This window comes from Bacillus sp. AFS031507 (assembly GCF_002584635.1).
In the GTDB taxonomy this organism is placed as follows: domain Bacteria; phylum Bacillota; class Bacilli; order Bacillales; family Cytobacillaceae; genus Neobacillus.
In genome coordinates, this window is the sequence record NZ_NUOW01000006.1 from 375068 (window position 1) to 386876 (window position 11809).

The following is an 11809-nucleotide window of genomic DNA, read 5'->3' on the forward strand; positions in this document are numbered from 1 at the left end:
GGCGGGCTTGGTGATCATACACCTGGGCATCGCCATAATTTCATCGGCCCCGCTTTCCTCTATAAAGTTCTGAAGCTTTTCTTTCACTGTTTTAGGGTGTAAGCGTCAAGTACATTTGAACAATTTTGCTTATTAAATTTGAACACTTTCTTCTTTAAAAATTGTTTCGCGATGTTTCATCCTATAACTTGAATCATTAAAATGAACAATTTCTGCTCGTTGAATGAGACGGTCCAAGATAGCTGTGGCCACACCTACGTCACCCAGTAACTCGGTCCACTCTTTTGGAGAACGATTAGAAGTTAAGATAATCGATGAATTGTTATATAAGTCATTAACCAACTGAAAAAACAAATTAGCTTCCCTTGGATCCATCGCTGCGGTACATCAAATCATCAATGATAACTAAATGTGATTCTTTTATTCGCTTAATCCTAGTTTGGGACTTCCTCGTTATGTCCATGGTTTTTAAGGTATGAACCAAGTCTCCCATTGAAATAAAGGAGACTTGGTAACCTCATTTAATAGCTTCTAATCCCAGTCCAACTGCCATGTGTGTTTTCCCTTTATGCAAAGCTTTACATAAAGGGAATTATCGAAAGTTTTTGTTTATGGTAAGAAATAAAGTATATGCCCTATTTGAATTGAAATATACGTTTATTTCTTTCCATAACACCTCACAATAGATTTATTAAATCTAGGAGGTGCCATATGGAAAATCGAATTCCCATTGAAGAATTAGTTTCAAAAGTTTTATCTGAATTAGATAGGCTAAATTATGCTTATAACACTATTTGTGGATATCGTTCTTTTTACAAAAGAGTTATTTCATTTGCAAAAGCAAGAGGTGAAATCTATTTTTCAGAAGCGTTAGGAAGAGACTTTTTGGCGGAAACTTACAATTGTACTGTTAACTATTATCAGGAGGCTATGCCTAAAGGACTCAAAGGCCCCATTAGAAGAATAAGAGTTCTAGGTGATTATCAACTCCATTGTGTGATTATCCGAAGAATCGTAAAAAAGCCAGGATATGTTAAACCACCACAGTTTGAATCAGAACTTACTGTAGAGTCTAGTATATTTCGTAATCATCTCTACGGTAATATCATTCGAATTCTGAACATTTCTCCTGTCAAGATAATCTATGAAAAAGAACACACGCTGCATACGTATACGTAGACCTCTTTTGGAGTACTCGTTATTTTTGCATTCCTTTTCATAGGCACTAAGCAATGGAAAAAAGGCTGGAGGAGGCGGTCTTTCTGCACAATCAGTGAAACACCATCATCGTCTTATTTTTAAGGCTTTAAAAGATGCAGTAAAATGGCATTTAATTGTAAGAAATGTCGCAGAAGCGGTAACTCCACCGAAAACAAGAAAAGTTGAAATGGAAACATGGGATAATGAACAAGTAAAAATCTTCTTGGATGTAAGTAAAAATTCTTCTTATTATCCAATTTTTTTAACAGCAATTAATACTGGAATGCGTCGTGGTGGAGTCCTAGGGTTAAGGTGGCAGGATATTGACTTTGATAATAACATAATTTATGTTCGACAATCCTTACAAGAAGTAAAAAAGGTAGGTTTAACATTTAAGGAGCCTAAATCAGGCAAAAGTAGGTCTATTTCTATAACCCCTTCCCTTGCAAAAGAATTAAAAAAATATATAAGCAACAATTAACAGACAAACATTTATTTGGTCAAGGATATCAAGATTTAGATTTAGTTTTTGCTCAAAAAAATGGAAAACCAATTCAACCTACCGAAATGGCAAGAAATTATCGTAAGATGGTAGAAACAAGTGGATTACCATATATACGATTTCATGATTTAAGGCATACACACGCTACTTTAATGCTAAAACAAGGGATACATCCTAAGGTTGTTTCCGAAAGGCTTGGACATTCGACCATAGGGAACACAATGGACACTTACACTCATGTGTTACCAAAGTAAAGATTTTGAGTTGTTCGCGAACAATTTACCACTCATTCTAACTTCTCTAAAACCCTCAAAAACCGTAATATATCAAGGTTGGCGGGACTGCGTGGGAATCGAACCCACCAGACCTGGCACGCAGGTCTCAAGCAGTTTTGAAGACTGTGGAGGACACCAGTACCCCATTCAGCCCCATGGAACATTGATATAATAGCGTTTGTTGGAAAGGTCACACAGTTTCCCATGTCAGACCCACGCAGTTTTGTTTTGTACCTTCACGGTCTATATTACCGTTTTGGTGTCGCTATGTAAATATACTATTTTGTGAACATAAAAAAAGGAGCCAACCCGCAAAGGTCAACTCCTCTTGTTTTATTCCCATTTACCGCCATTTGATTTCCAACGTTCGAACATTGTTTTCAGATCTCCGGCACGCCCATTTTTAGCAACTATTTGAACTAGCTTGTCATCACAAAAAAGATCAAACTCCGTCTTTTTTTCAATGTCCTTTTTTGCTTTCACTGTTTTGAACTTGTCCAATTTATTCATTATCAAGAGCCTCCTCATATTTTTCGGTGATCTCACGGATTGCACCTGTTATCTTTAAACCTTTTTCTATCAATTTGATATCATTTTCCGCGGAGCGGACTAGCTTTTTATAGTCAGGATCTTGATAGGCTTTCGGATAAAGAACCATTTCACCAAGGATCTTATCAAGTTCGTATAATGCTTTCACATATTCCTTGATCAATGGAAAGTGATCCTCTGTCCACTCGTGCCAAAATTGAAATTTGAATATAAAATATTGAACGTCCTGATCTTTGGATTTTTCTGCGAGATTGATTGCTTTCTTGATGCAAGACTCCTCATAAACCTTGCGATCATAAATCTCGTTTGCGGTTAAATTTTTATTTGTTAAACATAAAGGCAAGTAATGTTTTGCCATTTTGCATCATCCTTTTGTGCGTAAAGGCGAATACCTTGACACTTCGTATTTTTTTTGTAACGGGAATACTTTTATGCGTGTGAAGGTGAATGTCAGGTCTCACGGAATAGTAGTAAATTTTATCCAACCATAGGGGGGGTACCTATGGAGTTGTCAGACAATTGAAACATTGATCAAATGTTTTGACATCTCGTTATATATATATCAATGTATACTGCTCATAAATCAACACTCACAAGATCAAGGGTGATTGACACCCTCCCCCACCCCCTTTAAATTGTGTGATGAAACTGACTTAAAACAAAGGCACTGGATCGACTAGGTAATCAATGATCAAGGCACCATACCCCCTACTCCCCGCACCCCTCCCGATTGTAAGACTCTCTTCCACCTCTTAGTGAGTGAGAGACACCTTGCCACCCTACACTCTCCCTATCTATTAACCAATCAATGAGATGCAACGAGAGAATGTGGACTCCCCTCTCCTCCCTTTGTCGGCTTGCGATTATTGATATTAACTTCCTCCATTAGTTGAAGATAAGATGTTTTCCGATATTTAATCCCATGTCGATTTACATTGTTTGTTTTCTTCCGATGAGATAACCTACTGCCCGCCATTGTTATTCCCTCCTCTTGTTGTGTGATCAATGTCCGTAATAGTCAAAAGCCTTTTCCTGATCCTCTGCAATCTTGTGTTGATCATCTATTGATATATGACCGTGATCCGCTAATGTGTGATGATAGGAACAAACTAACAAGAGGTTTGTTTCATCAAGCCATCGATTCCGATTGTGTATCATCTTCACAATGTGATGAACCTCATTTGCCGGTGTATATTGCTTTTGGGTGTTGTGTAGGTTCCTAAAGCATATTTGACAAAGGCCTCGATCACGCTCCAAGATGTATTTCCTCTTTTTCACCCACACTTGCTTTTTACGAAATTTATAGATCTCTTCTTGGTCGTTACCGGAAAAAGTTTTCTTGTGTTCCGGCTTGTTCGGGCAAAGGTGAGACCGATCAACGACCGATCCGCACCAAGAACAAGATTTAAGCATTATTGATCATCCTCCTTTTCTAATTCCATGTTTAACTTACGAATATTTATAATAGATTTCAGATGGTTATCAAATAAGTTTTTATATTGTTGTTTATGACGTTCAAGAGCATCCCCCGAATTTGCTGGTATTTTCTTGGGATCGGTATAATAATGGAAACCGTCAACGGTGTAAACAGTGATTTCTTTTCCATTGATCATGATATTCATTTCAAGATCAAAGCAAATACGATTAGTTAAGTGTTCAAAGCGATCTTGTTCAAGGTGTAGATCCATTTGTTTTTCTAGTTTATTGTTTTTCATTGTTATTTCCTCCAATAGTTTTATAGTTTAAAAGCCTATCTTTTTTACTATCTAAAATCTACCCTACAAAAACGGCTGAAACCTTAGAGGCTCAAGGGTTCTATCTTTCTATCCACTCTATCCAAAAATTATCTCTCACAAAGGCAAGAGACAAAGACGATAGAAACAAAGAGTATTTTTATAAATATAATTATTTAAGATAGAATGGATAGAATGGATAGTAATAGGTTCAAACCCAATAGTACCAAGGGTTTTGAGCCTATCCTTTTCCCTATCCGAACCTATCTTTTTTTGTTATGCCTCCGCATATACCTTTGCATTTTTGCCATTGTTCCATTTTTGAACGACTTTCAACTCGTGGATCATTTCTATTGCATTTTTGAGAGTACGAGGGGATTGTGCTTTTCCCTCATTTTCGATCGCCCAAACCTCATATTCGTTGAAACATTCCGGAGGACGTTTTCCGATGAAATCCTCTTTTGATTTGCCTTGGATCCAAAACTCACAAGAGTTGTTTTCCTCGTGATATTTTGCGGTGTAGTCTTGAACCTTCTTTGAGACCGTGAACCCTTCTTGATCGTAAAGGCGGAAATATGCCTCGATGATCATTTTCACCCAATACTCAAGAGCCTCCGGAGTTGTCACTTTTGAGATCAAGTGAGCATCCGTCTTTTTCGGTTTGTTCATCATCGGTGCCCATGTCACACGGCGTTTATATGAATCGCCTTTTTCATGGCTCTTGATCATATGGTTCGATGTAAAGATCAAAGAGGCGGTCAATTTTGTTGAGTATGCCATCTTGTTTAATTGACGAACCATGACTGGATCACATGTTGAAATGTTTTTTAACATTTTCATTTCATCGTTCGTGATCGGTTTATCTTTGATGTCATCTCCAAGATTTGCAAGTTTGCCGACTAGATCATACGCATAACGAGGATCTGCTAATTGATCGATTGAGTTATAAGAGCAATTTTCTTTGCTGAGAATACGAGAGATAATTTCCAAGAGCGTTCCTTTTCCTTCCCCGCCTTTTCCGATTATGATCGAAAAGGTTGCAAGATTCTTTTTAAACTCTGAATTAGTAATTAAACAATGGGCGATCATCTCGAGAACTAGTTTTTTATAATCCTCATCACCCTCGGTCAATTGATCAAGATAATCATCAACCGCCTCGACTGGTGGAGCATCCTCTTTGTAATCAATATCGATGTAATAGGGTGTAAACTCTTTCGATTCGATCTCCAAGAACATTTTCACTCCGTGACGTAATATTCCATTAGCAAACGAAATATCGAAACCTTTTTCCGGAGCCTCTACAATTGAAACATGCCGTTCAATATGACCGATGACCTCATTTTGATAAGCGATCTTTTGGGTTTTCAATTCACGAGCAACCAAACGATCAAGCCGACCGGTTTCGTACCGATCCCCATTGTAATAGTAAATATGGTTTGAATATTCAACGATGTTATTTAAATTGATCAACTCTTGAGAGACATCATATTCGGTCTTGTCTTTCGTGGAGATCTCTTCCTCACGAGCAACCGTTTCAAACTCTTCCGGATCCAAAGGCTCGGCGAAAACATGCTCATTGATGAAACGCAAAACCTTTTTATAATTTTTCAATTTCATGATCTTGAACTTGTGCGAATAAATTTTATTATTACGTGACTCATCAAGACCGAAAAGATCCTCACCGTTTTTGATCGGTTGTAGGAAATCCGGCAATATTTGACGATCTCCCATGTTTTCGATTTTGCGTAATTGTCCGGAGCGTTTGATCGTTATTCCGGCGGGGGTGTTTTTCGAGTCTTTGTATTCGACCTTGAATCCAAGACCGCAAACATCTTCTTTTTTAACCTTGAACCCTTGAGGCTTGTTAAAGTACAAATGACATCCCCGATCCGTGTAAACGATTTGAGTCTTGATGTCAAAAGCCTTGATCATAGCCTCGATCATTTCCGGTGATTTGTTATCGATGTCGATCACAAGATCATATGAATCCAATAACCAACCGGCATCGTTAAATTTTTCATGAAATGGAGATGTGTCGGCTCCTTTTTGTGCGTGCTTGCTACCCTCTTTGAACTCAATAAACATGTTGTTTCCTCCTCGTTTGTTTGAGGTTGATCTCTTTATCGAAGATCCTCCGGTTCATTGGCTTGGTGCCTCCCCTTCATTGGATCCTCGATAAAACTATCAACCTTCCTATTAATAGTTAAAAAAATGATCATTAGTAACTAGAAAACTATCAATCTGTTGACAACCTATCCCCGATCAAGTGCTCCAAGTTCAACGGCTCCAAAATTTGCTTGGTGATACCCTTCTCCACGAGGTGCGATCGACATAATATCGAACCAAGATGAGCGAGGCTTTGAAAGATCCTTTTTCCTCGGATCGTTTGGATGATCCACTTGATCACCGGTTTGGTTTGTCCATTTCCACGGTAAAGAGTTTAGAGCATTTTCGAGATATTCTTTCGTGAGAGGCAAAGTCCTTGCACTTGATGAGACCGACATCAACCAATGTCCTTCAACGTTCTTTGTGATCATGTTCCTCGTTTTCATCGTTGTGCGTTGTGCCCCGAAATGATTGATCAAAGTTTTCCGATGATCACGGCTCCAATCCTTTTTCTTTTTTACTGCCTTGCGTAACTCCAAGACCGCCGGTGTCATGAACTTTTCAAGGAGTTGATTTTTCAAAGCGATGCCTATATCAAGAACTAGTCCAATCTTTGTAAAGAAGGAATCAAGATAGTTATTAATCGTTTGCCTTGTGACTCCTAATATTTCAGCGATCGTTGTCATCGATTGATCCTCATAGATCCATAGATTGAAAGAAATCGCCTCTTGTTCCGTGATGTCCTCCTTGGATGCTAGGCTTGTACCGGCACTATTCATAAAGAGTTTTACTTGAGTCTTGATCTTTTCAAATACCATTTTCTTGATGTTTTCAGTTTTTACAAAAGTGATCCCTTGCTCGTTGTTGTTTGTGATCCAATCGAGATCAACTTTTCCACTCCAACAAGCCTCCGATAGTTCTTTCTTGGAGTTATAAGAGGATCCGATCACTTTCTTTTGATCGAGGGGTTGTCCCCATTGATCGAAACCACGATCATTTAAAAACCTTGTTCCTTGGTTGAATAGATTCCAATCTTCCTCGTACTTAATGCCGTTTATGATCATGATCTTTCCTCCTCGTTTGTTAGCAGCGTGTAACATTATGTTTAAAATTTTTATTTCCCTTCCTTGAACTCAACGTAAGCATGATTCACTAAAACCTCGATCATGTTTGCAAGTTTACGAGAATCAGCTTTTGCCATTTCTTCAAGTTTCTTTTTAGCCTCGTTTGAGATCCTCACCGCCGAATGATTCATGTTGTCAACTCCTTTCAATTTGCTACGTTTTGTAACTCTCACCTAAATAACAAGGAGAGATCCGAAAAAGTGCAAAGCCTCCTCTTTTTGTGATGGTTGTCTAGCAAAGGGATCCGACCTTTTGCACAATTGATCACCCTCACACGTATATCGGGAACAACTCACTTTTTGCACAAAGACCGCCGAACTTTTTTGTATTCACCTATATAACAAAGGGATCCGATTTCATGCACAATTGATCACTCTATACATACAGATCTCGAAAAATCTTGATTTTGCACAAACCCTCGGATCACGTTCGCACTTATATATCGTTAAGGGTTCATTTTTTGCACGATGACCAGATCAAGTTTTTCTCATCAGATACATTTACCTACCGGATGGATCCGAAAAAACGCACACAAAAAAAGCCGAGGAGTTGTCCACGACTTTTTAACAAACTATTTACCTTTGATCTTTTTTTATCCTATTAGTAGAGGGAAAAGATCCCTCACACTTTCACATCTCTGAGAAAAGGATCCACCGCAACGGATCCGATCTCACTTTTATCATGATCCTTTTGGATCGCCATGTTTTGAAGAGTCAAGAAGGTACCCGCCTTGTATTGACAAACTTTCTTGAGGGATTTCAATCGATCCCTTTTCTATCATGGGAGATCTTCACTCCCACCTGTTTCATCAAGCGTTTTTCGACTAGGCTTTGATAAGCCTTCCTTTCATTTTTGATCCGGTGCCGTTTCATCTCGGAGTCTCCACCGGATCTTTTTTATCATGTCTCTTAAATGAGGCTCCAGAGTGAGAGCGGGGGATCTGGTCAATCCCCTTTTAATTTAATCAAGGAGGTGACAACAACATGGGATTACATGAAACTCGCAACGGTCGAATAATTGAAACTCGTATCATGCCGGATGTACAAGATGAAGGGATCGATATTTTCCGTACTCAAGAGATTATTGCGAAACAACGCAAAACACATGAGCAAAACAAAGCAAAAACTCAGATCCAAGAACTCGAGGATTTCATCAAAGCAAATAAGAAATAGATCAAGAGTTTAGAAATAATACAAATGAGAGGATGGGTTTTATGAAAGTAAAATTATTTGATGGTAGCATCACGGAGATAAGAAAAAGCGATATTAATGGGGTTTCTGCAAAGTTAAGGATCACACCCGATGGACAATTCGTTGATTTCTTAGATGAAAATGGAAAGGTGTCAACGAGTGTTCAAGTTGTATCTCCTAGTAGTTCACAATATGACGAGTTTGACGCTCTTGTTAAGAAACAAATGAAAGCAAATAGTAAGTTTTTCACGTAATAACATCAAGTGTTTTAAAGAGTCGCATAGCATATGGGGGTATGCTCCCCATCGGCTCTCTAAAGTTCTTGATCATAACCAACAAGCCGGAAAATACCGAATGAGGATAAAGGAGATAAAACAAAATGGCAATCTTAAAATCAAACAAAAAAGCAAGCGAGATCACACTTGAGGAGTTAAAGAGTCCGGTAATCGAGAAGATCATGAAACACAATGAACGCAAGGCTAATTCCGATAAAATGGTTTCAGAACAACAAGAGAAAATGAACGAGGTTCAAGTAAAGATCCAAGCCTTGCAAGAGGAGTTCACACACGGAGGAGATCTTTCACTCTTTGAAGAGATTGCCGTGCTTGAATCACAACATCAATCAATGTTAAACATGAAAATGATGATGGATAAAGCATCAAAGAACGGTTTAAAGCCTCTTGAGATCACCGCAAAGGATAAAGAGGATCTTACAAAAACTTTTGCACCGTATCGCAAAAAACAAGATGAACTCACCGCAAAACTTGTAAAACAGATCGAGGAGATGTCAAAGACTCTTGATGATCTCGAGGTTGAACGTGCGGACTACTGGGAACTATACGCTAAAATCAATGGGCATGCACACGGTTCAACGGGTGATATATTTGCGGTTTCTTTCTTGAAAGATAATCAAGATCTCATAAAAGCAAGTGGAGATCTTGGAAAGTTAGCATATCACAACGCTTTTCCAAAGAGTTTTTATCAATAAATAGGAGGACATTAATTTGGTAGAGTTCGTTATTGGTTGTGTAGGTGTTTTTGCCCTTGTAAAATAGTTGAATACTTGTAAGAGGTTAAGGGAGTTGATCCCTTGCCTCTTTTTTTATGTATAAAAAGACAGCGATCAATCAAATAGGAAGAGAAGTGTTGCTGAGGTCGAAACTAGTGCAATAAACTTTTGATCAGCTGAGCATTTCCTCAACTCAATACAAATAAATAAGCCACCCGAAAAGGATGGCTTTCATTAATTAACACCTTTAACTAATTTATTTTGACCTCATAACCGAATAGTTGTGAATGTTCCTTTGGTTTCCATCCATCTTTCAGACCGCACAATCCTTGATACAAAGATCCCCCAATAAGATTTTCAAGCCAAGCAGAACATTCTTTAATGGTTGCGAAATCGTGTAAATGGATCCCGTTTTTGTATAGTGAATATTTTTTTATACTTTCCTCCTCACATACACAAAATCCAATATCCCAACCGCAACCCTTACACTCGATAAAATCCAATTCTTTACCGTACAATTCCTCTTTATTCATGAGATCTCCTCCTATATTCATCGATGGATAAATTATAGCATTGATTTCAGGTATAATTAAAAAGATTGTGAAGATTCGTTCTTAAAACTAACGGGCAGTTTAGTTAAAGAAGGATTCCATTGTTATAATAAAGAACTATGTCATATAGATATTTTTAAGACATTGTATTAATTAACTGAGACGAGGAGTAACGATGTTAAAAAATTATGGTTCCGTTGCAATTTACTGTGATTCATCAAATAATTTAATTATCATTCCCTATGGAGAATCACAAAAGTTAGATGGTTTAAATAAGGAAATCGATGTGGTTTCCAAACTAAATCATCCATATGATGATTTGGAATTGGAAAAAACATTAATAAATTCTTTGGAGTTATGCCACTCAAAAAATCCAGACGATGGGGAAAACAAACGTACTATTATCGAAAGAGAACTCGGTATTAGGGGATACGCTAAGGCAACTAAAAGTTTGAAAATAATAAATTTTTCTTGGAATAAGGAAGATGGTTATGATGTTAGACCTTTTCAGAGAATCCCACGCCGAGGATATGTCGAGATGGAGGAACAAGTTATTCCATTAGGAAAGAAAATAGTGCCTGGTCAGTTAGCCGAGGCATTAAAAAAGGCTATTAATGTAGCTAAAATATAATATTTCTTCTTCAACTATCGGGGCATTAATTGATGAAGGAATAGAGGTGAAATAGTGCCAACGCCAATTATATTACTCTTATTACTAATATCAATTTTAGTTTTTAAAGGCGTACAAAATGGAAGTGTGATATTTACTGTTAAGAAGTTTATATTAGGTTTAATTATAACTATCATATTCATTAACGTTATAATGTTTTTCATCTAATTATATACTTTGTGAACTAATGTACTTAAACAAACGGGTGCGTTAGTTAGATAACAAATAAAGGGAGGAAAATATGTTATTAGATGAATATCTTGACAGGAATTTTCCTAATTTACCAATATGCCCACCGTTATTTTATAATTGGAATATTGGTATTCGTTTTGAATTAGGAGATCCAAAAGAAGAAAATGATATTAAATATATGGAACGTGTCTATAAAAGGGCATTAACGCTATTTAAATCTATAAACGCTAAAAACGATGAAATTTATTTGGTTTCATATGATGATCGCTTAATAAAAAAAAGATTTAAAAACAAGTATAAAACTAAATTTTTCACTTCATATCTCCAAAATAAAAATGATAAATATCGAATTCAAATTAATGAATTACCCTTTCAGAATCCAGAAGAAGATGAAGATAATGAATGGTGTACTTTACGTTATACAATGAAATGTAAATCAAAAGACTTAAAAATATTATCATTATTAAATGCATATTTTAATACAAATATGGCTCGTATATTTTTTGTTAATCTTAATAAAGGAGCTATTTTTCATATTTATGATGATAGGGGATGCGATTTAATTGCATCAAAAATAGAAAGTATCAAGAATATTTATATAACATACAATGATTGGATTTTAGATTACGATAGAGAAAAAATCGATAAAGTTTTTAAAGATAAATAATTTTACTTTATTCAACTAACTGGGTGCTTTAGTTGTGCGAA

General features: G+C 36.9%; 17 protein-coding genes, 1 tRNA gene and 1 pseudogene. 8 read left to right on the top strand and 11 right to left on the bottom strand.

Annotated features, from left to right (window positions below):
- Positions 1–132: 132 nt before the first annotated feature.
- A pseudogene (locus COE25_RS32510) lies at positions 133–565 on the bottom strand (ATP-binding protein); the annotation flags it as partial.
- A 146-nt stretch (positions 566–711) separates the two neighbouring features.
- On the opposite strand from COE25_RS32510, the gene COE25_RS08505 reads away from it, so the two are divergent.
- The 3 genes from COE25_RS08505 to COE25_RS08520 all read left to right on the top strand — a co-directional run bounded on the left by COE25_RS08505 (position 712) and on the right by COE25_RS08520 (position 1956).
- Entirely contained in the window at positions 712–1179 is a 468-nt protein-coding gene (locus COE25_RS08505; RefSeq protein WP_180247452.1) for a hypothetical protein, read from the top strand.
- A 94-nt stretch (positions 1180–1273) separates the two neighbouring features.
- On the top strand, positions 1274–1681 hold the full coding sequence (locus COE25_RS08515; protein WP_098932293.1) for a site-specific integrase: 408 nt from the start codon (positions 1274–1276) through the stop codon (positions 1679–1681).
- On the top strand, positions 1663–1956 hold the full coding sequence (locus COE25_RS08520) for a site-specific integrase (RefSeq protein WP_257208744.1): 294 nt from the start codon (positions 1663–1665) through the stop codon (positions 1954–1956). The genes COE25_RS08515 and COE25_RS08520 overlap by 19 nt, the downstream gene beginning before the upstream one ends.
- Before the next feature lie 79 nt (positions 1957–2035).
- On the opposite strand, the gene COE25_RS30615 is transcribed toward COE25_RS08520, so the two are convergent.
- The 9 genes from COE25_RS30615 to COE25_RS30190 form a co-directional block, all read right to left on the bottom strand.
- A tRNA-Sec gene (locus COE25_RS30615) sits at positions 2036–2132 on the bottom strand.
- Between the two features lie 178 nt (positions 2133–2310).
- On the bottom strand, positions 2311–2487 hold the full coding sequence (locus tag COE25_RS30620; RefSeq protein ID WP_180247453.1) for a hypothetical protein: 177 nt from the start codon (positions 2485–2487) through the stop codon (positions 2311–2313).
- Entirely contained in the window at positions 2480–2884 is a 405-nt protein-coding gene (locus COE25_RS08525) for a hypothetical protein (RefSeq protein WP_098932295.1), read from the bottom strand. Before COE25_RS08525 ends, COE25_RS30620 begins: the two co-directional genes overlap by 8 nt.
- Positions 2885–3331: 447 nt before the next feature.
- The gene (locus tag COE25_RS30625) at positions 3332–3502 is read right to left on the bottom strand and encodes a hypothetical protein (protein WP_180247454.1); all 171 of its coding nucleotides are present in this window, start codon (positions 3500–3502) and stop codon (positions 3332–3334) included.
- Between the two features lie 26 nt (positions 3503–3528).
- Entirely contained in the window at positions 3529–3939 is a 411-nt protein-coding gene (locus COE25_RS08530) for an HNH endonuclease (RefSeq protein ID WP_098932296.1), read from the bottom strand.
- Entirely contained in the window at positions 3939–4241 is a 303-nt protein-coding gene (locus COE25_RS08535; RefSeq protein ID WP_098932297.1) for a hypothetical protein, read from the bottom strand. Before COE25_RS08535 ends, COE25_RS08530 begins: the two co-directional genes overlap by 1 nt.
- A gap of 294 nt (positions 4242–4535) precedes the next feature.
- Positions 4536–6344 (bottom strand): DUF5906 domain-containing protein, encoded by a 1809-nt coding sequence (locus COE25_RS08540; protein ID WP_098932298.1) that lies wholly within the window; start codon positions 6342–6344, stop codon positions 4536–4538.
- 167 nt (positions 6345–6511) lie between these two features.
- A complete protein-coding gene (locus COE25_RS08545; RefSeq protein WP_098932299.1) occupies positions 6512–7429 on the bottom strand; it encodes a hypothetical protein in 918 nt (305 codons plus the stop codon).
- Between the two features lie 50 nt (positions 7430–7479).
- On the bottom strand, positions 7480–7620 hold the full coding sequence (locus COE25_RS30190) for a CopG family transcriptional regulator (protein ID WP_142354460.1): 141 nt from the start codon (positions 7618–7620) through the stop codon (positions 7480–7482).
- 852 nt (positions 7621–8472) lie between these two features.
- Between COE25_RS30190 and COE25_RS08550 the strand changes: the two genes are divergently transcribed.
- The 3 genes from COE25_RS08550 to COE25_RS08560 all read left to right on the top strand — a co-directional run bounded on the left by COE25_RS08550 (position 8473) and on the right by COE25_RS08560 (position 9667).
- Entirely contained in the window at positions 8473–8661 is a 189-nt protein-coding gene (locus COE25_RS08550) for a hypothetical protein (RefSeq protein ID WP_098932300.1), read from the top strand.
- Between the two features lie 41 nt (positions 8662–8702).
- On the top strand, positions 8703–8933 hold the full coding sequence (locus COE25_RS08555) for a hypothetical protein (RefSeq protein WP_098932301.1): 231 nt from the start codon (positions 8703–8705) through the stop codon (positions 8931–8933).
- A 125-nt stretch (positions 8934–9058) separates the two neighbouring features.
- Positions 9059–9667, top strand: a complete 609-nt coding sequence (locus COE25_RS08560; protein ID WP_098932302.1) for a coiled-coil domain-containing protein — start codon at positions 9059–9061, stop codon at positions 9665–9667.
- Between the two features lie 272 nt (positions 9668–9939).
- On the opposite strand, the gene COE25_RS08565 is transcribed toward COE25_RS08560, so the two are convergent.
- Complete coding sequence (locus COE25_RS08565; protein WP_098932303.1) at positions 9940–10221, bottom strand: hypothetical protein; 282 nt, start codon at positions 10219–10221, stop codon at positions 9940–9942.
- 193 nt (positions 10222–10414) lie between these two features.
- Between COE25_RS08565 and COE25_RS08570 the strand changes: the two genes are divergently transcribed.
- The gene (locus tag COE25_RS08570; protein ID WP_098932304.1) at positions 10415–10870 is read left to right on the top strand and encodes a hypothetical protein; all 456 of its coding nucleotides are present in this window, start codon (positions 10415–10417) and stop codon (positions 10868–10870) included.
- A gap of 280 nt (positions 10871–11150) precedes the next feature.
- The gene (locus COE25_RS08575) at positions 11151–11768 is read left to right on the top strand and encodes a DUF3885 domain-containing protein (protein ID WP_098932305.1); all 618 of its coding nucleotides are present in this window, start codon (positions 11151–11153) and stop codon (positions 11766–11768) included.
- Positions 11769–11809: the final 41 nt, after the last annotated feature.